Annotated in this window: 17 protein-coding genes; 10 read left to right on the top strand and 7 right to left on the bottom strand. The window is 45.6% G+C overall.

Translation table 11 applies throughout. From position 1 onward, the window contains the following. Positions 1-21 precede the first annotated feature (21 nt). The 3 genes from bglX to B0I21_RS01725 all read left to right on the top strand — a co-directional run bounded on the left by bglX (position 22) and on the right by B0I21_RS01725 (position 6488). Entirely contained in the window at positions 22-2301 is a 2280-nt protein-coding gene (gene bglX, locus B0I21_RS01735) for a beta-glucosidase BglX (protein ID WP_262708450.1), read from the top strand. A gap of 684 nt (positions 2302-2985) precedes the next feature. Beyond that, entirely contained in the window at positions 2986-5727 is a 2742-nt protein-coding gene (locus B0I21_RS01730; protein WP_133638608.1) for a DNA gyrase/topoisomerase IV subunit A, read from the top strand. A 233-nt stretch (positions 5728-5960) separates the two neighbouring features. Then, positions 5961-6488 (top strand): hypothetical protein, encoded by a 528-nt coding sequence (locus B0I21_RS01725; RefSeq protein ID WP_133638607.1) that lies wholly within the window; start codon positions 5961-5963, stop codon positions 6486-6488. Positions 6489-6693: 205 nt separating this feature from the next. Here the strand turns inward: B0I21_RS01725 and msrA are convergent, their stop codons facing one another. Together msrA and B0I21_RS01715 are read right to left on the bottom strand one after the other, a co-directional pair. Then, positions 6694-7209: a peptide-methionine (S)-S-oxide reductase MsrA gene (msrA, locus tag B0I21_RS01720; RefSeq protein WP_133638606.1), complete on the bottom strand. Its 516-nt coding sequence runs from the start codon at positions 7207-7209 to the stop codon at positions 6694-6696. Between the two features lie 257 nt (positions 7210-7466). Beyond that, positions 7467-8483, bottom strand: coding sequence for a N(4)-(beta-N-acetylglucosaminyl)-L-asparaginase (locus B0I21_RS01715; RefSeq protein WP_133638605.1), 1017 nt, complete (start codon positions 8481-8483; stop codon positions 7467-7469). A 299-nt stretch (positions 8484-8782) separates the two neighbouring features. On the opposite strand from B0I21_RS01715, the gene B0I21_RS01710 reads away from it, so the two are divergent. From B0I21_RS01710 to ygiD, 6 genes are all read left to right on the top strand, one after another. Further along, complete coding sequence (locus tag B0I21_RS01710; protein ID WP_133638604.1) at positions 8783-10000, top strand: C40 family peptidase; 1218 nt, start codon at positions 8783-8785, stop codon at positions 9998-10000. Positions 10001-10034: 34 nt separating this feature from the next. Further along, positions 10035-11060: a dipeptide epimerase gene (locus B0I21_RS01705; protein ID WP_243835914.1), complete on the top strand. Its 1026-nt coding sequence runs from the start codon at positions 10035-10037 to the stop codon at positions 11058-11060. 125 nt (positions 11061-11185) lie between these two features. Continuing rightward, positions 11186-14389 carry a SusC/RagA family TonB-linked outer membrane protein gene (locus B0I21_RS01700; RefSeq protein ID WP_133638602.1) on the top strand — a complete coding sequence of 1068 codons (3204 nt, stop codon included), beginning with the start codon at positions 11186-11188 and terminating at the stop codon, positions 14387-14389. Positions 14390-14406: 17 nt separating this feature from the next. Next, positions 14407-15876, top strand: a complete 1470-nt coding sequence (locus tag B0I21_RS01695; protein WP_133638601.1) for a RagB/SusD family nutrient uptake outer membrane protein — start codon at positions 14407-14409, stop codon at positions 15874-15876. Positions 15877-16052: 176 nt separating this feature from the next. Further along, complete coding sequence (locus B0I21_RS01690; protein ID WP_133638600.1) at positions 16053-16883, top strand: AraC family transcriptional regulator; 831 nt, start codon at positions 16053-16055, stop codon at positions 16881-16883. Positions 16884-16969: 86 nt separating this feature from the next. Continuing rightward, entirely contained in the window at positions 16970-17851 is an 882-nt protein-coding gene (gene ygiD / locus B0I21_RS01685) for a 4,5-DOPA-extradiol-dioxygenase (RefSeq protein ID WP_133638599.1), read from the top strand. 64 nt (positions 17852-17915) lie between these two features. Here ygiD and B0I21_RS01680 read toward each other — a convergent pair whose 3' ends face one another. From B0I21_RS01680 to B0I21_RS01670, 3 genes are read right to left on the bottom strand one after another with little or no spacing between them, the layout of a single operon-like run. Beyond that, positions 17916-19598: a sodium:solute symporter family transporter gene (locus B0I21_RS01680; RefSeq protein ID WP_133638598.1), complete on the bottom strand. Its 1683-nt coding sequence runs from the start codon at positions 19596-19598 to the stop codon at positions 17916-17918. Positions 19599-19644: 46 nt separating this feature from the next. Further along, a complete protein-coding gene (gene xylA, locus B0I21_RS01675; RefSeq protein ID WP_133638597.1) occupies positions 19645-20973 on the bottom strand; it encodes a xylose isomerase in 1329 nt (442 codons plus the stop codon). Then, entirely contained in the window at positions 20973-22460 is a 1488-nt protein-coding gene (locus B0I21_RS01670; RefSeq protein WP_133638596.1) for a xylulokinase, read from the bottom strand. Before B0I21_RS01670 ends, xylA begins: the two co-directional genes overlap by 1 nt. Positions 22461-22548: 88 nt before the next feature. Here B0I21_RS01670 and B0I21_RS01665 point away from each other — a divergent pair, with 88 nt between their 5' ends. Then, positions 22549-23568, top strand: coding sequence for a LacI family DNA-binding transcriptional regulator (locus B0I21_RS01665; protein ID WP_133638595.1), 1020 nt, complete (start codon positions 22549-22551; stop codon positions 23566-23568). 477 nt (positions 23569-24045) lie between these two features. Here the strand turns inward: B0I21_RS01665 and B0I21_RS01660 are convergent, their stop codons facing one another. Further along, complete coding sequence (locus B0I21_RS01660; protein ID WP_133638594.1) at positions 24046-24303, bottom strand: hypothetical protein; 258 nt, start codon at positions 24301-24303, stop codon at positions 24046-24048. 29 nt (positions 24304-24332) lie between these two features. After that, complete coding sequence (gene icd / locus B0I21_RS01655; protein WP_133638593.1) at positions 24333-25595, bottom strand: NADP-dependent isocitrate dehydrogenase; 1263 nt, start codon at positions 25593-25595, stop codon at positions 24333-24335. Positions 25596-25603: the final 8 nt, after the last annotated feature.

Raw genomic sequence — 25603 nt, 5'->3', positions numbered from 1 at the left:
CTACACAAACAAAGAATGAATATGAGAAAAATAGCAATATGGATGCTCAGCGTTGCCACGAGCTGCAGCCTAAGTGTCCAAGCCCAGAAAGATCCAAAAATGGATACGTTTGTTTCCGAACTGATGGGCAAAATGACCGTTGAAGAAAAAATAGGCCAGCTTAACCTGGTCACAGGCGGTGAGGCCGTAACCGGGTCTGTCGTTTCTACTGGGGTCGAAAGTAAGATCAAAGCGGGCCAGATTGGTGGAATCTTCAGCATGTCAAGCCCTTCGAAAATCAGGGCGGCACAGACGCTTGCCGTCAAAGAATCTCGCTTAGGCATTCCCATTATTTTTGGGATGGATGTGATTCATGGTTACAAGACCTTATTTCCTATTCCACTGGGTTTAGCCGCAACCTGGGATATGAAGCTCATCCGCGAGTCGGCGCGCATCGCCGCAGTTGAAGCCACAGCGGATGGTTTGAACTGGACGTTCTCGCCGATGGTCGATATTTCGCGCGACCCGCGTTGGGGTCGTATTTCCGAAGGCAGCGGCGAAGACACCTACCTCTCATCACGCATCGCAGAAGAGATGGTAAAAGGCTATCAGGGAACGGACCTAAAAGCGAACAACACGCTGATGGCTTGCGTCAAACATTTCGCGCTTTATGGTGCTGCGGAATCGGGACGTGACTATAACACTACGGATATGAGCCTGCACCGCATGTACAACGAATATCTCCCGCCGTACAAGGCCGCTATAGATGCCGGCGCCGGAACTGTGATGGCTTCTTTTAACGATATTAACGGCGTGCCCGCAACAGCGAATAAATGGCTGATGACAGATGTTTTGCGCAATCAATGGGGCTTTAACGGTATGGTTGTCACCGACTATACCGGTATCAATGAACTGGTCGACCACGGGTTGGGAGATCTCCAAACGGTGTCTGCACTCGCCTTGAAAGCGGGAATACATATGGATATGGTTGGCGAAGGCTTCCTCACGACGTTGAAAAAATCGTTGGATCAAGGAAAGGTGACCCAAGCAGAAATCGACCAAGCCTGTCGCTTAATTCTTGAAGCGAAATACAAGCTAGGCTTGTTTGAAGATCCGTTTCGCTATTGCGATGATAAGCGCGCCGAGAAGAACATTTTGACACCCGCCCACTTAGCTAAATCCCGTGAGATTGCTGCCAAGTCATTCGTTTTGCTAAAAAATGATAAGCAAACACTGCCTTTACAAAAGAAGGGTACCGTCGCGTTGATCGGCCCGTTGGCCAATACACGTGCCAACATGCCTGGAACTTGGAGTGTAAGCGCTGACTTAGAAAACACGCCAAGCCTGTTGGAAGGCATGCAGGCAGCATTGGGTAATAGCGTTAACATTGTGCACCATATGGGGTCCAACCTACTGAGCGATGCCACTTACCAAGAACGGGCTACGATGTTTGGGCGGACGATTCCGCGTGATGAGCGTCCTGAAGCAGACATTATCGCCGAAGCTGTAGAAGTAGCATCGACAGCGGATGTTATTGTTGCCGCGTTGGGCGAATCGTCTGAGATGAGTGGTGAAAGCTCCAGCCGGACGGATCTAGACATTCCGCCGACTCAAAAAAGATTATTGGAAGCTTTGTTAAAAACCGGCAAGCCGGTGGTCTTGGTCGTATTTGCGGGTCGCCCACTGACATTATCTTGGGAACAAGAGCATGTTCCAGCAATATTAAATGTATGGTTTGGGGGTACGGAAACCGGAAAAGCGGTAGCGGATGTATTGTTTGGTGATGTAAATCCTTCCGGAAAATTACCTGCTACATTCCCGAAAAACGTCGGTCAAATCCCGCTATACTATGCCGCCAAAACAACAGGTAGACCACTGGCCAAGGATGCTTGGTTCCAAAAATTTCGTTCCAATTATCTGGATGTCGACAACGAGCCGCTTTACCCCTTTGGCTACGGGTTAAGCTATAGTACTTTTACGTACAGCGATATCAAGCTAAGCAAGAGCAGTATGCGCGCAGACGATAAAATCATCGCGACCGTAAACGTTAAGAATACAGGAAATTATGACGGCGAGGAAGTCGTGCAGCTTTATCTGCGGGATGTCTATGCATCGATCACACGTCCTGTAAAAGAGCTGAAGGGCTTCCAGAAAATCTTCCTCAAAAAAGGTGAGGCACGCGATATTAACTTTGAGATTTCAGCAGCAGACCTTAAGTTCTATAATAACGAGCTAAAATTCGTCGCGGAACCCGGAGACTTCAAACTTTACATCGGCACAAACTCAAGTGACGTTAGCGAGGCGCAGTTTACGTTGGAGTAGTGAGTAATGAGTAGTGCGTATTGAGATATTAGTATTTAGATTTTAGTACTTAGATTTTAGTATGTAGATTGTAGAAATGGTACTGGGTACAAATTTTTACTTTTCTACTTTGTACATAGATAAAGGTAGTGTTTCAGGACTGTGCTGGTCCTGAAACACTACCTTTTTTTTCCTTAAACCCTTCCGCCGCTCGCCGCGGCAATATTTGGTATTGAGTAGTGGGAAATGAGATATTAAACGGGACAAAAGTGGAGGTCTTTGGGAGCAAGAGGAACGATGGCGCGGCAATATTACGTTTGTAAAAATGCAGATTGCCACGTCATACTTCCTCGCAAGGACGCATTTTCACTTTTAAATTCTAACTTTTGAGTTTTTCACTTCTTATTTTTAAAGTAATGCCTTGCCCCGTCATACCTCCTCGCAAGGACGCATTTTAACTTTTAACTTCTAACTCTTGAATTTTTAACTTTTTACTTTTAAAGTAATGCCTTGTCCCGTCATACTTCCTTGCAATGACGCATTTTCACTTTTAAGTTCTACCTTTTAACGTCTCGCTTTTGAATTCTGACTGCTGAATTTTGACTTCTAACTGAAGAAATATCACGATAAATGGTTGAATTTTGTTATTTTTACCTGCCTTAAAAAGCCAATAAACAGTATCGAAATAAAGCTACTTTGTCGTAAATGAGCGAAGAAACAAACTTTTCAGCAGAGAATACCGACCCCAATGCACAAGGTCAAGATCACGAATTAAACAGCACCACTATTCCCCTATCCGGACTTTACGAGAACTGGTTTCTGGACTATGCTTCTTATGTTATTCTAGACCGGGCGGTACCGCATATCAACGACGGATTCAAACCCGTGCAACGACGTATCTTACATTCCCTGAAGGAGATGGATGATGGTCGCTACAATAAGGCTGCGAACGTGATCGGAAACACCATGAAGTATCACCCACACGGGGATGCTTCTATTGGGGACGCCATGGTGCAGATCGGGCAAAAAGATTTACTGATCGACTGCCAAGGTAACTGGGGAGATCCGATCACTGGCGATGCCGCTGCGGCGCCGCGTTATATTGAGGGTCGGCTATCGAAATTCGCTAATGAAGTGGTGTTCAATCCTGATACCACGGAGTGGCAGTTGAGCTATGACGGCCGGAATAAGGAGCCTGTTACGTTGCCAGTCAAGTTTCCGTTATTGCTTGCACAGGGTGCTGAAGGTATTGCCGTCGGATTGGCGACGAAAATTATGCCGCATAACTTTATCGAGCTTATCGATGGTTCGATTCAAGTATTGAAAGGCGAACGTCCAAACCTCGTCCCCGACTTCCCTACCGGAGGCTTGGCTGATGTGTCAAACTATAATGAAGGCCGCAGAGGTGGTAAGATTCGCGTGCGTGCCCGAATAGAAGAGCGCGATAAAAAGACGTTGGCCATTACACAAATCCCGTTTGGAACAACCACGGGGGGACTTATTGAGAGCGTAGTCACCGCAAACGAGAAGGGCAAAATCAAGATCAAAAAAATCGAAGACAATACAGCGGAACACGTCGAGATCATCGTTCACTTGGCACCCGGTATTTCGCCCGATGTCACCATCGATGCCCTATATGCCTTCACTGCCTGTGAAAATTCGATATCGCCAAATACCTGCGTAATCATTGATAACAAGCCGCACTTTATGAGTGTGAACGATATCTTGATCGCCAACACCAAGTTTACTAAGGAGCTGTTGAAGCGTGAACTCGAAATTAAACTCCACGAACTGCAGGAGAAAATCTTTTTTAGCTCCTTACTAAAAATATTTATTCAGGAAGGTATGTACAAACATACTGACTATGAGAATGCTGGCGATTTCCAAACGGTGGTGACTGTATTAAATCGCTTGTTTGAGCCGTTCTTCCCACAGTTTTACCGAGAAATCCTTCCGGAAGATTACAAACGGCTGATCGACAAACCGATGAGCAGCATCACGCGATTTGATGTAAGCAAAGCTGACGAACAGATGAAGGCGCTGGAAGACGACATCAAGGTGGTACGCAAAAACCTGCGAAACCTTACGGAGTATAGCATCGATTGGTTCGAGCATTTACGCAGCAAATACAGCAAAGGTCGAGAACGCAAAACCGAGATTCGTATCTTTGATAAAGTAGAAGCCTCTCAAGTAGCCTTGGCTAATGCCAAGCTATACGTTAACCGGGAAGAAGGATTTATCGGCACGGGCATGCGCAAGGATGAATTTGTCTCGGAATGTTCGGATATTGACGACATCATTGTATTCCGTAGCGACGGAAAGTATTCCGTCACCAAAGTGCAGGACAAAGTTTTCGTCGGCAAAGGGATTATTCATATCGCCGTCTTTAAAAAGGGCGATGAGCGAACCATCTACAACGCCGTATACAGCGATGGTGCCACAGGCACAAGCTATGTGAAACGATTTGCTGTAACGGGCGTGACGCGCGACAAGGAATACGACATATCTAAAGGTGCTAAAGGCTCTAAACTGTTGTATTTTACGGCCAATCCAAACGGAGAAGCTGAAGTGGTCAATATTCAGTTGAAACCACATTCTAAACTGCGTAAGCTGACCTTTGATCTGGATTTCGCAGAAATAGCTATAAAAGGTCGTGCATCGCAGGGCAACATCGTATCGAAGTTCCCGACCAAAAAAATAACCTTCAAAAATGCTGGGGTTTCCACCTTAGCAGGCAGAAAAATATGGTTTGATGATGTGCTGAGGCGCTTAAATGCAGACGAGCGTGGGCGCTATCTTGGGGAATTCGATGGTGACGATAAGATCTTATTGGTTTACGCCGATGGATCATATGAATTTTCCAGCTTTGATCTAAACAATCATTTTGATGCAAACATACTGCGCATGGAAAAATACCTGCCAGAACATGTCTACACGGTCATACATCAGGATGGTAAAACGAGTACCTATTTCGTAAAACGCTTTAAGTTTGACGATCAGCCCATTGGAAAACGCTTGTCATTTATCAATGAAGCACCAGGCTCACAGCTAATTATCGTCACCAATGGTGCCGATCCGATGGTAAAAGTGGATTTGTTGAAAGGCAAATCACAGACTCCCGAAACCTTAGAGCAACCCTTGAACGAAATTATTGACGTGAAAGGAATGAAGGCACAAGGAAATAGGCTATCGTTCCATACGGTTAAACGTGTGGCCTTGCTTACCGAGGAAATAGATCTTTCCGTGAAGCCCTCGTCGGATTCGCCCGTTGCACCTGAGGTTGCTGCCGAGGCCGCGACAGTGTCCGAAACACTTAGCCAACCGGATAATGATCAAAACGCTGTGGTAGCGGACGTAGGCTTTGAAATCACCAACCCAGAGGATATTAATCTGGATGAAGGAGATAGCGCTAAACCGGACGATGATGGGCAAACGTCCTTGTTTTAAGGCAGCGGAAAGCATAACATCAGCACAGCTTTTCAATAAAAGACGCTAAAAAACAAAGGAGCGAAAAGTATATGCTTTCGTTCCTTTGTTTTACGCTTGAAATAAAAACCTACCGAGCAAGACGGTATGCTATCCGTTAAAAATCCCTGAAATCAGGGAAAGATTATCAGTAAATTAGCCTGTAACTTTACGAGTTGAACCGGAGGCCCCCGCCGTAGCACAATACAGTTATCATGATAAAAATAGTCGCAATTACCGAAGAAGATCGAAGACGGTTGAATCAAACGGCGCGACAAAATTACAACAGTATTTTTTGGACCATATGCGTTTTCTTCATAATCTCCGGATTTGTTTTCGATATAGGAGAAGTAGTGTTATTCTGCATAGCGGTGGTAGCATGTATCTTTTTCGTCATTATTCCACTAACGAATAAAGAAAAAGATATTGTGCTAGAGGCCGATAGGAAGATTATTCGTAGAGGCGTATTGAAAAAGGTGCTTCAAAAAAGAAATCGATCCGCAAACATATCTTTTACGACGACGGAGGTTGTCATGCAAGAGCACCCCATTCCGGAGAATTATTACCAGGGAAACACATTTGGACTGCATAGCAGTTTTGGCGGCCACTTAATTTTGAAGGATTCCGATCAAGACTTTTATCAATTCGTAGACAAAGAAATCGAGCTGGAGTATATTGCCCGAAATGGCTTTGTTATTGCCATCAGAACCCAACCACCTTTTGTGCTCGGAAATTTGGAATAATCTTTTAGCAGCACGGAAATAGGTGTGAATCGCTATGAAAATAAATCTTATCCTGGAAGGAACGTAAGATAAAACGCAGCACATAAAAAACAAATGACCAAGTGCAAGATTGTTTTTACTTGGCCATTCGTAGACATAACAGGCAAGCAATGAAGCATTTTCCGCATTCATTACGATTTTTTGAAGAGCTATTTTGTTCGTTCGATTAAGCCTTGTACTCTTTCAAAAATTTCTGCAGCTTAGGAGCTATTACCGCCGCACAAAACGGATTGCCTGGATTTTGGTTGAAGTAATCATGATGATAATCTTCCGCCTCCCAAAATTTTTCCGCAGGCTCTACAGCCGTCACAATAGGGTCTGCAAATGCTTCCGCATCTTCCAGACCTTGGATAAACGCTAAAGTTGCCTCTTTCTGTGCTTCGTCATGGTAGAAAACCACAGACCGGTATTGCGTGCCGACGTCATTACCTTGCCTATTTAGCGTTGTTGGATTATGTGTTTTGAAAAAGATCTTGAGCAGCTCGTCAAAGCTTACCTTGCTTTCATCAAAATCTAATTGCACAACCTCCACGTGCTCCGAGTCCCCATTGCACACCTCTTTATAAGTTGGGCTTTCTGTTTTCCCGCCCATATATCCGGGTAAAACGGTATTCACCCCATCCGTATTTTGGAATATCACCTCGGTACACCAAAAACATCCACCACCAAATGTTGCTTTCATATTTGTAAATTAAAAAGTCAAAATTAAAAAGTAAAAAGTTAAAAAGAAGACAAGTAAGAAGTTAAAAGTTACAAGTCAAAATTTACACCTCAAAAGAAGTTACACGTCAAATGTGAGAAGTTAAAAACTAAAAATGATAATTTGGAAGTCATAGTTCGCGCTTTTACATGCTAACATCTAACTACTAAAATCTACATACTAGATCTAACTACTAAAATCTAAATACTAAGATCTAACTACCAATATCTCATTACGCACTACTTAAAAATGTGTTTTCCTTTGATAACCAGATCTTGCTTCTGTTCATTGCAAACGGCGTAGGTAAAGCCAGATTGCAATGCATAAGATCCGTATTCACCTTTCTTATTCAAGGCCAAAAATCCCACTTGAATTTCCTTCGCTGTTGCAGGTTTCTTTTTTACGATACGTTCCACGGCTTCTTTGCAGGCTGCCTCTGGCGAATAACCCTGACGCATCAATTCCACCACTAAGAAACTACCCACCGTGCGGATTACTTCTTCGCCCACGCCCGTCGATGTTGCTCCGCCTACCTCATTATCAATGTATAAACCCGCGCCGATTATCGGACTATCGCCCACGCGACCGCGCATCTTAAAGGCCATTCCACTCGTCGTACATGCCCCGGACAGATTGCCTTCAGCATCTAACGCCAACATCCCGATGGTATCGTGATTGTATTGGTTGCCCGGAAGTCGTTCGGTGTTGAATGACTTATTTTCAATATTCATAATAGGCTTATACTTCTTTTCTTTCAGCCATTCTTGCCAAGCCTTCTCCGATGAAGGGATAAGCAGATTTTCACGCTGAAACCCGTTCTCCAAAGCAAACTGTAAGGCACCTTCGCCGACGAGCATAACATGCGGTGTTTTTTCCATAACCATCCGCGCCACCGAGATTGGATGCGCTATATGTTCCAGTGCCGCTACCGATCCGCAATTCCCCTCCTCATCCATGATACAGGCGTCTAGGGTTACATGTCCGTCTCGATCGGGGTAACCGCCCTTGCCAACTGTGGGATTCGAGAGGTCGGCCTCCGCAACCTGTACACCTTGCTCCACCGCATCCAGTGCCCTACCCTTTTTCTTAAGGACTTGCCACGCAGCCTGATTGGCTGCTACACCAAAATCCCAAGTAGAGATAACGATTGGTTGGATAGACTTGCGCGTTTGCGGGGATGCCATGAGGGTATTCAGCGAGCCAACAGCTGCTGCGCCGACTAATGTTCGCTTGATAAATTGTCTTCTGGAATTCATGAATAGTAGTAGATATACGTCCTCACAATATTACGAAAAATCCACTTAACAACATGATCATATCTACTAAAACGATTAAGGAGAAAAAGATACTATATAGGGTTATGGACTTGCCATGATGGAAAAATTGACTACGCAAATAGCTCGCTTAACAGTCGACGCCTGCAAATGCTTCAAAAAAAGTCTAGGCATGCTGATTATTACTAACTGAATCCGAAAACAAACAAAAAAACGCATTTCATTTTGTCATATTTCTTTCAAAAACACTATATTCGCTTTAAATGATTAACAAAAAAGCCATGTCCTCAAAATTCTTTGCTTTTTTTTGCTGCTTACTATCCCTCAGTTTAGTAAGCAAAGCACAGCATTCCACATCCCCGGATCAAGATGTACAAAAAGCCCTAGCCGAGTTCCGGCTGAAATGGGCGCCCGACAAACGCACAAGCATTGTCGAACTTGTTGATGAAAAGGATGATGATGGTACGTATCACATACAAATTAGTGATCCTCAATTAAAATCCGAACTGGAAAAAGACCTCAGTAAATGGAAGGGTAGCTTTACTATATTGGCGCTTCCGGATGCATCGGTAGGCGACGCTACCGCTGGACTGGTTAATCTTTCCGTTGCGAACCTACGCACGGCGCCTTCACACGCGGCGGAGATGGCTACGCAACTCTTGCTAGGTACACAAGTGGATATACTTCAGAAAAATGGCAGTGATTACCGTGTTCGCACGCCGGAGGGCTACATAGCCTGGGTACCCACCTCATCGATAACACCGATAGCAGACGAGAAGCTAAAGATGTGGAACCGCAATGATCGCGTGATCTATACGGCTGAATTTGGGAAATCATATTCCGCGCCGGATCGCCAAAGCCAACGCGTATCCGATTTAGTGTATGGTGGTATATTATCGCTAGTATCGGCAACTGACACCTTCTACAAAGTCGCTTATCCCGATGGCCGGATAGCCTATATTCCGATAGAAGAAGCCCAGCTTTTCTCCCTGTGGCTAAAAACACGCGATGCGAACGCGGATAATATTATTCGCAGTGCGAAGTCGATGCTCGGTCTACCCTACCTTTGGGGCGGAACCTCGGTGAAAGGTGTGGATTGCAGTGGCTTTACCAAGACATCCTATTTTATGAATGGGCTCGTCATTCCGCGTGATGCTTCGCAACAGGTCTTGCAAGGCCAGACGATCGATATTTTAGATAAAAACGGAGATTTCGATCCGCAGAAAGCACTTAAAAACCTAAAACCTGCAGATTTGCTTTTTTTCGCTGGGGGTAAGAATAAAAGTAAGAACGCGCGGGTCACGCATGTAGCATTATACTTGGGCAACGGGCAATTTATTCATGCGGCAGGCAGTGTACGGATAAATAGCATGTTAAAAGGTGCCGCAGACTACGACGATTTCCAAGCCCGAACGGTTGTTGCTGCAAAACGCTTTTTATCCGCAAAAGATCCTAAAATACAAAATATCAGTGCAAGTCATTATTACAACAACAAATAGAAATTAGATGGATACTGCTTGGTCAACCAAAAAGATGGGTAAATTTTCTATACGCTTTCGGCCTTATACGCTCGCGATGCGCCATGTTTTTACCGTTGCTTCGTTTAGCCGTACAACGACACCGGTTGTACTTACCGAAATTGAATATGAGGGTGTTGTGGGCTATGGCGAGGCGAGCATGCCACCCTACCTGGGCGAATCGCAGGAAAGTGTCATGAACTTTTTAAATAAGGTTGACTTATCACCATTTTCATCGCCCTTTCAAACCGAAGACATCTTGCGGTATATAGACCATATCGATGCAAAAAATACCGCCGCTAAGGCAGCCGTCGATATTGCCTTACATGATTTGATAGGAAAGCTGCTTGGACAGCCATTTTACAAAATTTGGGGACTCAATGCCTTGCGTATTCCGGCCACTTCATTTACAATCGGCATAGATACAGCGGCGGTAATACGACAAAAGGTAATGGAAGCAGCCTCGTTTAAAATGCTGAAGGTGAAGCTCGGATTGGAAACCGATAAGATGATTATCGAAACGATTCGTTCGGTGACGGACGTCCCACTTTGTGCAGATGTCAATCAAGGTTGGAAAAACAAAGAAGAAGCCCTCGAAATGACCCACTGGCTAACGGAACGCAATGTCGTTTTTTTGGAGCAGCCCATGCCCAAAGAGCAGGTGGACGACATGGCTTGGCTAACGGAGCGATCACCTATCCCTACCATTGCTGATGAAGGCTGTCAACGCCTTACGGACGTCGTGGGCCTGAAAGATGTCTATAGCGGGATCAACATCAAATTGATGAAATGCACGGGTATGCGCGAAGCCAAACAAATGGCTGAGCTAGCACGTAGCCTGGACATGAGGGTAATGTTAGGCTGCATGACAGAAACATCTTGCGCCATAACAGCTGCTGCGCAACTCGCGCCACTGGTTGATTGGGCAGATCTTGATGGCGCGCTGTTAATCGGAAACGATATTTTTGATGGTCTGCAAATTGTCGATGGACAATGCCACATCCCCGAACGGGCCGGCATCGGTGTCGTATTGAAGGCCTAGCAGATCTTTTCTGCAACATCCTATTACACTGCACAACCCACTAACTGACAGAATAGTAGTTAGGCTACTTCCAGTCGATCTACAAGATATTATTACCTAATAATAACCATGCTAATCTTACATGTATGAACAAAAACTTACTAACCTCGCTCTGTATCCTTGCCTGTAGCAGTATGATACAGGTTGTCCATGCGCAGCATTCTGCGCTCGCAGGAAAAATTGTCGATGCCACGGGCTTACCGGTCTCTGGTGTGAGCATAAACGTTAAAGGTACGCAGCTCGGTACTTCTACCAATGAAAGCGGTTTATTTACCCTTTCCGCGCCCACCACCGGCACACTGATTGTGTCCGCTGTTGGTTATGCCTCACAAGAGATTCCCATTGCCGGGCAGAAAAGTTTACAGATCACGTTACGGCCTGACGATACCGCGCTGGACGAAGTGATGGTGGTAGCCTACGGAACGGCTCGCAAAAGCACGTATACGGGCTCTGCAGCAACAGTGACACCGAAAGAAATACGCGATCAGCCCACTACCTCATTTGAAAATGCCTTAAATGGTCGTGTCGCCGGACTACAGGTCTCTACGGGTTCTGGACAAGCGGGGGCAACTTCCAACGTTCGTATCCGCGGCATAGGTTCGATGAATGCTTCCAATGAACCACTATATGTTATTGACGGTGTACCTGTTATATCCGGAAATGTAGGCCAGATGAGTGGGCAAATCTATTCGACTTCGAACGTCATGAGCACGTTAAATCCTGCCGACATTGAATCCATCACCGTGCTTAAGGATGCCGCCGCCTCTTCCCTTTATGGATCCAGAGCGGCAAACGGCGTGATCGTCATCACGACAAAGCGCGGAAAAACAGGTAAACCATCCATTAACCTTCGTTCTTCCATTGGCTTCACACCATCATGGGCCACGGACAACTATGAAATTGCTGATCCGCAAGCGCAGATCAATATGGAGTACCAGATCTTCCATGACTACCGTACATCAAACCGAAACAACGCTACGGGAGTCAACTATACCGATGCGGAAGCAAGTACGTATGCTCTCGGTCAGATAAACAATCGCTTTAACAGACACGGCTACCGTTTTGAAGTTGATGATGTTTCGCGAATGTCTAATGTACGCATCCTCGGCATGACAGACGGCATCGAGAATCGCGAAGGCCGCTTTTTCGACTGGGAAGATTACCTCTTTCGCACCGGCGTTTTTCAGACCAACGATGTATCGGTGAGCGGTGGAACAGAAAACACCAAATACTATTCATCGCTTTCCTACACAAAAGACCAAGGGCGGGCAATCATCAATGAGTATGAGCGGGTATCAGGTCGGCTAAATCTGAATCAGCGCTTATTCAAAAACGTAGAATACAACATCAATCTTAATCTAGCCAACACCGATAAGACCGGCTTTAACGACACACGGAGTACCGGTTCGAACTCATTCTTTCAATCTAGAAACCTGCTGTTTCCGTTCTACTGGCCGACTGATTATAAAACGGGGAATCCTTGGACAGCACAATACGGAAGCTTGGCCTTCAATTCGGATTATTACAACGATCAGTGGGACAACAGCACCAGAACGCTACGATTGGGCGCGGTGCAGTCGTTATCTTGGGAGATTATCTCCGGTCTAACCGCAAAAACAATTTTCTCGTTTGACAATACCGATGTACGAGACGATTTATACCTTTCTGCATTACATTTTAATGGGGCGACAGATAAAGGATCATCCAGCCGATGGAACAACAACATCCGGAAGTATGTATCATCGAATACGTTGACTTACAACAAAACATTTGATTTACATAACATCAGCTTACTTGCTGGCTATGAGGTGGAAAAAAATGTTACCGATTATCAATTCAGCAATGGCGTAAATTTGGGATCAAGTAACAGCAGTTCTATAGGCACCGGCGCAAACTTCCGCGCAGATAGCTATTCATGGGGTAACAATCTAATGTCTGCTCTAGGTCGTGTCGATTATAATTATGACGAGCGGTATTTCCTAGGTGCTTCCTTACGTCGCGATGGGTCGTCACGCTTCCATCCCGACAGCCGATGGGGTACATTTTGGTCGGTCTCTGGCGCGTGGAGCTTGCACCGTGAAAGCTTTCTGAAAGACAATGACCTGGTCAGCGCGCTACGCCTGCGTGCATCGTACGGGGTGAATGGCACCTTACCAAACGATAATTTTGCTTGGCGAACGCTGATGTACTACAAGTATAATTACAAAGGCAGCCCTGGCGGCTTGGTTAGCGATGGATCGTTGGTGAATATTGATAAAGGCCTAGCCAACACCTTGCTGCGTTGGGAGAAAAGTAACACCTATGATCTTGCGTTGGAGTTTGGCTTTTTGCAGAACAGGCTTACCGGATCGGTGGAGTATTTCAGCCGAGACTCTAAAGATCTTTTGCAAGATGTTCCCACCTCAGGTACAACGGGATTTACCCGCGCGCTCCAAAACGTGGGTGTGATCAACAATAGTGGTATCGAGCTGGACTTGGGGGGCGATATCCTACGGAATGATAATTTCACCTGGTCCCTACGCGTAAATGCCGCCTTCTTGAGCTCCAAAGTAAAAACCCTCGATGCCGGAAAAGATATCCTTTGGAATGATCCAACCGACGGCGACGCTCGGGCACAGTTCATCTATCGAGAAGGTGAGTCTGTGCTTTCGTTTTACGGCTATGAATGGGCAGGCGTAGATCTCCAAAACGGACGCAACGTGTGGTACACGAATAACAGCACGAGTGACTTCGATTTCAACGGACGGGCGGCAACCTATAGCTATTCGAAGGCAAGTCAAGTGATTATCGGCAGTGCCGTGCCGAAGGTTTATGGTGGTATCAATTCCGATTTTGAATATAAGGGTATTTCACTGGGGCTGAACTTTGCTTACAAGCTCGGGGGAAAACTGTATGATGGTGCAGAAAAGGATGTAAACGACGATGGCTACTACTGGGAACGTATTCGTTCACAACACTACTACGAAAATATGTGGTCGCCTACCAACCCTACGGGTTCACAACCGAAGATCGATGGTAACGATCTGACCGACGCCATACAGTTTAGCAGTAGACATATCTATGACGCGTCTTTTCTTCGGCTGAAAAATATCAACGTTGCCTATCAAATTCCAACGGCCTGGACGCAACGAGCAAAAATAGCGAACGCCCGACTTTTCTTTAACGGAACCAATTTATTGACCGCTTCGAAGTACAAAATGGCGGATCCGGAAGTGGGACAATATGGAACGCGTGGCTGGGAAACACCACTGGGCAAGACATATACCTTCGGCATTGAACTTACTTTTTAATCCTAACAGACTTGACTATGAAAACCTATATAAAGATCGTCAGTTGTGCACTACTTCTAGCCATTTCAAGCACTTCGTGCAAAGATTTTCTGGATGTCCCACCGACCAATGCCAATGACGCTGATCGCGCCATACAAACAGCCAATGATGCCCAAATTGTCATCAACGGTATACAACGGCAAATGACAAATTCGGCGTACTATGGCCGTAACTTCATCGTATATGGTGAAGCAAAGGGCGGCGATGTTACACTGTTCTCGCAAGGTCGTGGATTAGACGCCTTATACACCTTCAACCATAATCCACAGGCCAACAATTTCGCGGGTTTCTGGACAACGATCTACAATGTCATCTACCAAGCGAATAACCTCTTGGAAAACATCCAGAAATTAGAAACGGCAGGCACCACCGAGAATTTTGCGCTGGCGAAATCCGAGGCTCACACACTCCGAGCCTTGGCATACTTTGACTTGGTGCGTCTATATGGAAAACAGTTCACAGATGATAAGTCGGCTTTCGGCGTACCAAATATTGTAAAGACTTTAGCTTACAACGAAACGCCCTTACGCGCTACGGTGGAGGAAAACTATAACCAGATCGTCGCTGACCTAAAGGCCGGCGAAGCAGGCTTACCCAAGACCAAGCGCGACGGCTACTTAAACTACTATGCGAACAAAGCCCTACAGGCACGCGTGTACCTTAGCATGGCGCAGTATACTGAAGCTTTGGCCGCAGCAGAGGACGTTATCAACAGCGGGCTGTACAGCTTGTACAGCAATGCGCAATGGGTAAACTCATGGCAAACGCAATTCGGTTCGGAATCACTTTATGAGCTAGTCATTGAGCAAAATCAAGCCGACCTCGCACGGGCCTCTCTAGGCTTCTATTTTATGCGGCGCGGACACCAAACCGGCGCACTGGGCAATTTCTTGGCCAGCACATCGTTTTTAAATGCGCTGCGTCAAGACATGAGCGATGTTCGTTGGGGAGTAATGGCACGTGATGAATCATCGGCGTCTCGGCTAGGGTCTTGCTACAAATACCTTGGGTCGACCACCTTCAGCGGCGATAAAGGATCGTCCAACTACACTGCTGTTAACATCAAAGTAGTCAGACTATCTGAAGTCTATCTTATTGCCGCTGAAGCTGCACTTAAACTACCTACTCCAGATCGCGTGAAAGCTGCAAACTACACCCAGCAAATCCACAGACGATCGCCAAACCTGCCAGCGGTGGATGCAACCACGGTGAGTGAAGATTTGATCTTAAGCGAGAAGAGTAAGGAGTTTTTCCAGGAAGGCATTCGCTTCTTTGATATGGTACGCCTTAACAAACCGATCACTTTCGATGACGCGTTCGCCGGAATCAGTGTGCCTACACGGGAGACAACGATCGACCGCACGTTCTTTAAAACGATACTTCCCATCTCGCAAGATGAAATAAACGCCAATCCAGGAATTGCCGCGCAACAAAACCCAGGTTATTAACGGCGTGTTTAACTAAAATAAAGAGAGAGAAACCCGATGCAAAGCACCGGCGGCTAGGCCGTAGGGACGAGCAATTGGGTTTTTCTTTTTCTCTAACGTAAGCCGACGGTCTTTTGGAAAAGAAAGATCATAAGAGGTTTTACATTATGTATGTTAGTAAAGGATGAACAAAACACATGACTGACCTATTCAAAATTTACAGGATTGAGCTGAAGGATGTTGTTCATATCGATCCTTCGACAAACAACATACACCATCATGATTTCGAAGAGCTTATCATTGGAATCCGAGGCGAGGCAACGCATTTCATTGATTATGAATCAGCTACATACTCCACCCCTTTTGCAATATTCGTTGCCAAGGGAAAGATGCATCGCATTCAGCCACTTGCCGTGGATGGCGAATGTGACTTTTGGGTTATTCGATTCAGGAGCGAGTTTATCCCAGAAACAACGTTTACTCTTTATGCGGCCTACCATAACAACGCAAACATCCCCATGCAGCAGAACAGATGCTTCGACCGCTTACTGACACTTTGTGAGCTTATGGATAGCGAAATGAAACAAGTGAATCCCGATCTTGGCATTGTCAAAAGTTTATTGAGCGCCCTCTTCGTTATGATTGAATCGGAGCGCAAAAAGCAAATGCCGGAAACAGACGCGCTGATCAGCAACCAAAATATTACGTTCCAAAATTTCCTCTCTATTTTGGAGGAGAATTTCAGGCGTCCTGAGGGCGTCAACTACTATGCAGAAAAACTGTTTATGAGCGCACGGAATCTGAACCTCATCTGTCATCGTATCATGCAGCAATCTGTTTCAGAAATAATCGAGACGCGAAAGCTTATTGAGGCAAAAAATTTATTGATGACAAGTGACAAGCCAGTTGCCACTATTGGTTATGAGCTTGGCTACACAGATAAGGCACATTTCTCCCATATTTTTAAAAAGAAATCTGGCCAAACCCCAACGGCATTTCGGAAGGAGATTAAACGGCTTTTATCCTAATAGCACTACCTTTTTTCCGATTCATCATACCGCCTGCCCTGCGAATTGTGGACTTTTGTTGTGTAAGACAAGAAAGGATAGAAACCATGTCAACAAAAGATTTTAGTACACAAACTACGATACGACCTCCAATCGCGCAATCCGTTAAGCTGAATGCGCTTAATCGCTTTTTGGATGAAGCAAACAATACCGAAAAAATGCCCGTGCTTTTCCTAGGCCATGGCAGTCCGATGAATGCGATTGAGGAAAACGAATTTGTGGACGAGTTCCGTCGTTTGGGCCGAGAAATGGAGAAGCCTAGTGCCATTTTAGTGATTTCTGCACATTGGGAAACGCGAGGTACTTTTGTCACGGCTATGGAGCACCCCAACACCATACATGATTTTGGGGGATTTCCGCAGACACTTTTTGACGTACACTATCCAGCTCCTGGAAGTCCTGAACTTGCCCAAGCGACAAAAGCCCTTGTGACGAGTACGACAGTACAACTAGATCATAAGTGGGGGCTTGACCATGGTGCTTGGTCGGTTGTGAAACATCTATATCCGCAGGCCAACATACCTGTAATACAAATGAGTATTGATTACACGCAGCCAGCAAGCTATCACTATGCGCTGGCCAAAGAATTGACGAAGCTCCGGAGTAAGGGGGTGCTTATCATTGGTAGCGGCAATATGGTGCACAATTTACGTATGGTATCATGGAAGCATCTGCATGAAAGCTACGGCTACGATTGGGCTATAGAAGCCAATGAAGCCATGAAAGGATTTATTAAAGACCGCAACCACGAGGCCCTCATTAATTTCAAAAGACAAGGCCGCGCATTTGATTTAGCCATTCCGACACCAGAACATTATTTGCCACTATTATACAGTTTGGCGCTGCAAGATGAAAAGGAAGATATTATCTTATTTAACGATAGTCCTATCGCAGGCGCCTTAACCATGACCTCCGTCAAAATTGGATAAAATAAAAAGAGTTTGCCAGCGGTCTGGCAAACTCTTTTTATTTTATCTCATTACTAGTTTACTATTACCAATAGATCGCATACAATACAGCTGTTGCCACCGCTACAGCTAACGCCCCAGCAACGAAACCCGGGTGTGCTTTGAACATTTTGGCATCCACTTCGAGTCCCTTAGGTACCACACCTCTTGCATTTTCTACCACACTGATGATGTACATACCCAAAATACAAATCACGAATACAAAGCCCATACGATCTAAGAATGGAATTTCATAAAGACCGCTGACGGGGCTCAGCACTGAAAATCCGGTTGAGCTTAAGAATGATAAATCTGCAAAGGTCGGCAGGAATTTAAAGAACACAGACAATAAGAAGCCGCCAATAGTTGCAAATAACGCTGCATTGGGTGTTGCTTTCTTCCAAAAGAAACCGAGAATGAACATCGCAAAAATACCTGGTGACACAAATCCGGTATACTCTTGGATATACTGAAACCCACCTTTTTTATCGATGCCCAAATGGGGTGCAATCAACACAGCCAAAATCATGGATACGATAATAGTTAGCTTGCCCGTATTGACCAACTGGCGCTCACTAGCAGTCTTATTAAAGACCTTTTGGTAAATATCTAGTGAAAATATAGTGGCAATACTATTGGCTTTTCCGGCTAGAGATGCCACTACTGCTGCCGTTAAAGCGGCGAATGACAGGCCTTTCAACCCCGCCGGTAGCAAGTTAAGCAGCACCGGATACGCGCGGTCAGGGTTTACTTCCCCGCCCTGCAACATTTCCGCCTGAAACAAACCATCTTTCCATAGCACGTAGGCAGCAATACCCGGTAACACCACGATTATCGGCATTAATAGCTTTAAGAATGCGGCGAACAGCAGTCCATTGCGAGCCGTTTTCAAATCTGCTCCCAAGGCCCGTTGGGTAATGTATTGATTACATCCCCAGTAATTTAGGTTTACAATCCACATACCGCCTATTAATACGGAGAGACCCGGAAGATCCAAATAGCTTTCATTATCAGTTTTTAGGATCATATGAAAATGTTCGGAAGCTTTGTTGACCATGATACCATAGCCATTGATAACGCCTTCGCCACCATAATGCTGAGAAACCAGATCGAGCGCCAGATAGGTTGTCGCTAAACCGCCCAGAATTAAAAAGAAAACCTGTATAACATCCGTATAGCCGATCACTTTCATCCCTCCAAGGGTGATAATCACGGCAAACACCGCAATGGCATACATACAAACGTCAATGCTAAACCCGGAGATACTACTTACCGCCAGCGCTCCTAAATACAAAATGGACGTTAAATTGACGACGACGTAAAGCATTAACCAAAACACCGCCATAATCATCGCTACCGTGCCATTGTACCGCTTGTTCAGAAACTGCGGCATCGTGAAGATTTTATTCTTCAGATACACGGGAATAAAAAATACAGCGACAATAATTAAGGTGATGGCGGCCATCCACTCGTAGGTGGCAATAGCCAGCCCCATTTTAAACCCCGAGCCACTCATACCGATGAACTGCTCTGCGGAAATATTGGATGCTATTAAAGACGCTCCAATCGCCCACCAAGTCAAGGAACCTTCGGCTAAAAAGTAATCTTTAGAATCGCCCCCAATAACCCGAGATCTTTTTTTGTTATACACCCAGATACCATAGGCAGCAACGATAACGAAGTAGACGAGAAAAACCAAGTAATCTTTGGTAGATAGTATATTGTTCATACGGTTTATTTGATCAATGTCACTAAGGTAACAAAAGATCTCAAATTTAGATATATCTATTGATTAAATTTTCTAGATACTCCTGTTTGCCACTGATGATAGCGGGCTCGCCATGCTGTACTGCGTAGTTACGTAGCTCTTCGAGACTTAGCTTTCCGGCTTCAAAATCAGCACCTGCACCAGCATCGAAACTCGCATAGCGATCAGCACGAATCTTCTTGTAATCAGACTTTTGCAAGATATTATCAGCGATAACCAGCGCGCGTGCGAAATTATCCATACCCCCGATGTGCGCGTAAAATAAATCTGCCGGATCCGTGGAGTTTCTCCGTATTTTAGCGTCGAAGTTAACCCCGCCGCCTTGAAGTCCACCGGCTTCCAAGATGATCAAAAGCGACTCGGCAAGCTCGTTTAAATCGGTCGGGAATTGATCCGTATCCCAGCCGTTTTGGTAGTCTCCACGATTTGCATCGATCGATCCGAGCAGTCCGGCATCCGCCGCTACTTGCAGCTCATGCTGGAAGGTGTGGCCGGCCAGTGTAGCATGGTTTACTTCCAAGTTCAGTTTGAAGTCGTTTAACAGATCGTATTTTTGTAAAAAGCCGATGACCGTCGCGGCATCATAATCATACTGGTGTTTTGTAGGCTCGCAGGGTTTTGGCTCGATGAAGAACGTACCTTGAAAGCCATTTTTACGGGCATAGTCTTTTGAAAGATGCAGAAAGCGTGCTAGGTGCTCTTGTTCGCGTTTCATATTGGTATTAAGCAGCGACATATAGCCTTCGCGACCTCCCCAGAATACATAATTCTCGCCACCCAATGCTATCGTCGCATCCAACGCCGCTTTCACCTGGGCTGCACCATGTGCCAAGACGTGGAAATCTGGATTGGTAGAAGCGCCGTTCATATAACGATGATGGCTGAAAAGATTCGCCGTACCCCACAGTAATTTCACGCCGCTTTTTGCCTGCTTCTCTTTGGCATAACTAACGATATCGCTCAGATTGCGCTCGTTTTCCTCAATATTATCTGTAAAATCTACCAAATCAACATCGTGAAAGCAATAATACGGCAATTGCATTTTAGTCATAAACTCAAACGCTGCATCCATTTTATCTTTGGCCCGCTCCATAATCGTTGGTTTGCGATCCCAGGAAAAGAAATGCGTTGCGCCACCAAAAGGGTCAGCACCATTTGCATTGAACGAATGCCAGTATGCACAGGCAAACTTAAAATGTTCTGCCATCGTCTTTCCAGCAACAACGCGTGAAGCATCGTACCAGCGAAAGGCTAAAGGATTGTCTGACTCAGGTCCTTCATACTTGATCTGCCCGACATGTTTAAAATACTCTTGATTGCCTAATAAAATTTCCATTATAATACATTTAATAGTTTACGTTCTAATAATTGCTTCCATTGCTGATAGAGCTCTTCGTAGCGGTTCACCTCTTGAGGATCCACCGTGGCAAGCCGCTGTAGGCCAGAGAAGGCTTCTCCCCTGTTCGCGTAAAGATCGGCGCCTAGGCCCGCACCCAATGCAGCGCCTACACTCCCATCGTTTTCATAAAGCTCGACTGGCACGCCCGTCGCCCCGGCGAATGATTGCTGAAACACTGAACTTAAAAAAAGATTGGTATGCCCTGCCTTAATCACCTGCGGTGCCAACCCATTTTCCTTCAAGATATCCAAACCATAGCGGAAAGCAAAAGCGATCCCTTCTTGCGCCGCGCGCCATAAGTGCGGGCCTTCATGCCGCACAAAATCAATATGCTCGATATGTGCCTGTAAAATTTTGTTCTTTAACATGCGTTCTGCACCATTGCCAAAGGGCAAGATCTGCAGACCATCAGATCCGATTGGAACGGTAGCAGCATGCTGATTGATTTGATGATAGTCATAAGCGGCGCCGGTCAGCTTTTTGATCCAGCTATTTTGAATGCCGGTGCCATTGATACATAGCAACACGCCTAAGTTGGGGTTTTCCGTGCTATGATTAACATGCGCAAAAGTATTTACACGTGATTCTTTATCATAGAGCAGCTTATCGGTTACGGCATAGATAACGCCCGATGTGCCCGCTGTTGCGGCGACCTCGCCAGGCTCAAACACATTCAAAGACAAGGCGTTATTAGGCTGATCTCCCGCTTTATAGCTCACTTGAGCTTGTCTAGCTAAGCCAAGTTCATCCGCTACTTCGGGCTTCAAACGGCCGTAGGCGGAAAAGACAGGGCGTAGTTCCGGGACTAAACTGGCGTCGATACCATAGTGGTTAAGCAAGGCCGTCGACAAGCTGTTGGTCTCAAAATTCCAGAGTACACCTTCCGATATAGAACTTATATTGCTATTGATCTCCCCCGTGAGGCACATGCTGAGGTAATCGCCGGGCAGCATAAACTTGTAGATTTTCTCATAAACGGCTGGTTCGTTTTCCTTTACCCAAGCCAGTTTAGAGGCGGTGAAGTTTCCCGGAGAATTGAGATGTGAAGCTAAAAAGTCATCCTGTTGCAGCGCGAGCATGGCCCGATCCCCCGTGGCTACAGCTCGGCTGTCACACCAGATAATGGCATTCCGCAAAGGCTGATGCGCCTTATCCACAACCACTAAACCATGCATCTGATAGGCTATCCCAATGGCCTGGATATCCTTCGGATCATATAGCCCGCTATCGTTCGCCTTTTTTATGGCCAATTTTGTGTAGGCCCACCATGTATTCGGATCCTGCTCGGCCCAACCCGGCTGTGCTGACAGGATAGCTGCCTCTGCCTCCGGATATTGGGCAGAAATGATCCGCTTGGTCGTTTGTACGTCAACGATGGAAACCTTGATTGACGAAGTCCCTAAATCTATTCCTAGTAATAACATATTTGAATTGGCTTAATTGCAACCGCTTGCATAAAATTATTTATAAAATTTTATATTTACAAAATATATTTCCTAAACACATTGTATTTTGGCAAAGAAAACCACGATTTATGATATCGCACGGGAATTGAACATTACCGTATCAACCGTATCCAGAGCATTAAACAATATATCTACCATTAGTGAAAGCACGCGCAATGCGGTGATGGAGACGGCTAAGCGGCTGAACTATAGACCAAACAAGGTGGCGTCCTCCCTCACCTCCGGAAAGACCTATATCATCGGCGTACTCCTGCCAAGCGCGCAGATTCAATTTTTTGCATCAGTTATCCACGCTTTGGAGAAATACCTAAAATCCTTTGGTTACAGTATTCTCCTATACCAAACCAATGAATCGTTGGAGTCTGAAAAAAACGGCATAAGTACCCTTTTGGAGGCCCAAGTAGATGGAATTATTGCGTCAATGTCTTTGGAAACGCAAGAGGTTTCGCATTTTCTGAAAGTAAAAGAAGAAGGCAAACCCTTGATTATATTCGATCGTACCCACGACGACCTGCAGCACACGCCGACGGTTAAGATTGACGATGAGCAAGCGGGCTATATTGTTACCAAACACCTATTAGATAAGGGTTACAAAAATATTGCTTACATCACTACCAAACACGGCATAAAAATATTTAAGGAGCGTTACGAAGGCTATCTACGAGCATTGGAAGAGGCAAAGCGTCCCATCAATCAGGCTTATTCGTTATTTGGCGAATTAACTGTCGAAGGTGGTTACGAGGGTACGCAGACTTTGCTCAAGCTGCGAGACAAACCGGATGCTATTATCGGTGGTGACGACTATGTGGCGCTGGGCATCATCAGGGCTTTACATGAAAACAAGATTACGCCGCCGACCGTCGGCGTAATAGGTTTTGCCAACCAGAATTTCTCGGAACATATCATCCCAAGTTTGTCAACGATAGACCAACAGGCGATCAAGATGGGTAAGGAATGCGCAAAGATGTTTTTAAAGATTATTGAAAGCAATACAGCTGATAAGAACAACATTGAACCCGTCATCCTTGAACCGCTTTTGCTAGCTAGGGAGTCTACGGATAGGTAGTAAGTGGTGGGTAGTGCGAATTAGACTTTAGTAGATAGTACATAGTACGTAAGATCGATGTGGGCGGTAATATATTGGTGGTGGGTAGTGAGATAGAAAATGTAATACGTTACTGTACTGCTGATAACAATCAAGGATAATATCAAGATCAAATAATTGCAATGCCTATTATTAACCAAAATGTCGCATCGAAAGCTTTGCAGTTTGTAGAAATTTGCCAATGCATAATCCATCCCTTGCAAAGGTTTCAAGCGACGGGGTTTTGGTTCCTTTTGCCCTACAAAAGGAACGCCATGTCCTGGCTAAGGACGGAAAGGTGGTGGGATGGACTTAATTGCTGGTGCGTAATGAAGTTAGATATCAGTAAGTAATATATAGATTTAGTACCGTGTACAGTCTTATTTCTCAATTTTAACTTTTCACCCTTTTAACTTTTGAATTTTTACTTTTGAATTTTTACTTTTTACTTTTTACTTTTTAAAGCAACAACACCTTCCAAGCCATAATCGGATCATTTTGATCGAGATAGCTCTTCGCTTTTAATTGCAGATGGGTATTTCGTGTACTTTCGTCGCCAATAAAAGCCTGCAACAGGTCTCGAATTTCAGGCAGGCTGCGTACGGCATCCACCGCTTCTTCCTCAGGCAATTTATCTACCGATGCCAACTTAAAACGGTCTTCATCCGATAATATAGTCGTGTTGCGCACAAATGCGGGCAGGCTCTCTAGCGGCATGTGAAATCTTTATTCTTTACCAATTTCTTTTAAAACTTTTCAATAATGGCATCGGCAAACTGGCTGGTACGCAACAGTGTAGCGTGCTCCATCAGATTGAAAAAGTCGACCGTCACGGTGCGTTGTTTGATTGTTTCGGCAAGTGCCTGCCGGATGCCGTCTGCGGCCTCCTGCCATCCTAGATATTCGAGCATCATGACGCCGCTTAAAATGACGGATGACGGATTCATGCTATCGGTGTCGGCGAAACGCGGCGCTGTGCCATGGGTAGCCTCGAAGATCGCGTGGCCAGTGCGGTAATTGATGTTTGCGCCGGGCGCAATGCCAATGCCACCCACCATAGCAGCCAGTGCATCAGAAATATAGTCTCCGTTAAGGTTTAACGTCGCCACAACCGCATAGTCTTTCGGTGCTAAGAGAATCTGCTGCAGAAAATTGTCAGCAATGATATCTTTCACAATAATTTTGCCAGCCTGCTCGGCTTCCCGCTGCTCTTCATTCGCGGCCTCCTGACCTTTCGCTTGTTTCGTACGTTCCCATTGCCCCCAGGTATAGGTAGTGTTCGCAAATTCCTCTTCCGCTACTTCGAAGCCCCATTGCTTAAACGCGCCCTCGGTAAATTTCATGATATTACCTTTATGCACGATCGCAACGGACGGCCTTTTGTGTGTGATGGCATACTGTATGGCGGCACGCACCAAACGCTTTGATCCTTCTTCCGACACGAGCTTGATCCCTACACCTGTGGTATCCGAAAATCCGTAATTTACGTTAAGCTCACCGGCCATAAACGCCTGGATCTTATCTGCCTGTATAGAGCCCGCGGCAAACTCGATGCCCGCATAAATATCTTCGGTATTTTCCCTGAAAATAACCATATCGACATCCTCTGGATGCTTCACGGGGGAAGGTGTGCCGGGATACCACGTTGTGGGTCGTAGGCAAACATATAGATCCAATTCCTTTCGGAGGGCAACATTCAACGAGCGAATTCCGCCACCGATCGGTGTGGTCAACGGTCCTTTGATGCCCACAAGGTATGCCCTAAACGCTTCCAATGTTTCCGGAGGGAGCCAATTACCTGTCTCTTGGAAGGCTTTCTCGCCGGCAAGCACCTCCTTCCAGGTAATTTTTCGAGCCGCACCGTAATACTTCTCGACCGCCCGATCAAAAACGCGAACTGCTGCCCGCCAAATATCTGGACCAATACCGTCACCTATTATAAATGGAATAGTAGGATTATCCGGAACATGTAGTGTTCCGTCCGGATTCATCGCTATCTTATCTGCCATACGCTTTT

The sequence above is a fragment of the Sphingobacterium paludis genome, assembly GCF_004364125.1.
GTDB classification, from domain to species: Bacteria; Bacteroidota; Bacteroidia; order Sphingobacteriales; family Sphingobacteriaceae; genus Sphingobacterium; species Sphingobacterium paludis.
This window is presented reverse-complemented; position numbering and strand designations above follow the sequence as displayed.

Bases quoted from the DNA above. Each gene is read 5' to 3' on its own strand.
- bglX (WP_262708450.1), top strand. From the start codon at position 22: ATGAGAAAAATAGCAATATGGATGCTCAGCGTTGCCACGAGCTGCAGC.
- B0I21_RS01730 (WP_133638608.1), top strand. From the start codon at position 2,986: ATGAGCGAAGAAACAAACTTTTCAGCAGAGAATACCGACCCCAATGCA.
- B0I21_RS01725 (WP_133638607.1), top strand. From the start codon at position 5,961: ATGATAAAAATAGTCGCAATTACCGAAGAAGATCGAAGACGGTTGAAT.
- msrA (WP_133638606.1), bottom strand. From the start codon at position 7,209: ATGAAAGCAACATTTGGTGGTGGATGTTTTTGGTGTACCGAGGTGATA.
- B0I21_RS01715 (WP_133638605.1), bottom strand. From the start codon at position 8,483: ATGAATTCCAGAAGACAATTTATCAAGCGAACATTAGTCGGCGCAGCA.
- B0I21_RS01710 (WP_133638604.1), top strand. From the start codon at position 8,783: ATGTCCTCAAAATTCTTTGCTTTTTTTTGCTGCTTACTATCCCTCAGT.
- B0I21_RS01705 (WP_243835914.1), top strand. From the start codon at position 10,035: ATGGGTAAATTTTCTATACGCTTTCGGCCTTATACGCTCGCGATGCGC.
- B0I21_RS01700 (WP_133638602.1), top strand. From the start codon at position 11,186: ATGAACAAAAACTTACTAACCTCGCTCTGTATCCTTGCCTGTAGCAGT.
- B0I21_RS01695 (WP_133638601.1), top strand. From the start codon at position 14,407: ATGAAAACCTATATAAAGATCGTCAGTTGTGCACTACTTCTAGCCATT.
- B0I21_RS01690 (WP_133638600.1), top strand. From the start codon at position 16,053: ATGACTGACCTATTCAAAATTTACAGGATTGAGCTGAAGGATGTTGTT.
- ygiD (WP_133638599.1), top strand. From the start codon at position 16,970: ATGTCAACAAAAGATTTTAGTACACAAACTACGATACGACCTCCAATC.
- B0I21_RS01680 (WP_133638598.1), bottom strand. From the start codon at position 19,598: ATGAACAATATACTATCTACCAAAGATTACTTGGTTTTTCTCGTCTAC.
- xylA (WP_133638597.1), bottom strand. From the start codon at position 20,973: ATGGAAATTTTATTAGGCAATCAAGAGTATTTTAAACATGTCGGGCAG.
- B0I21_RS01670 (WP_133638596.1), bottom strand. From the start codon at position 22,460: ATGTTATTACTAGGAATAGATTTAGGGACTTCGTCAATCAAGGTTTCC.
- B0I21_RS01660 (WP_133638594.1), bottom strand. From the start codon at position 24,303: ATGCCGCTAGAGAGCCTGCCCGCATTTGTGCGCAACACGACTATATTA.
- icd (WP_133638593.1), bottom strand. From the start codon at position 25,595: ATGGCAGATAAGATAGCGATGAATCCGGACGGAACACTACATGTTCCG.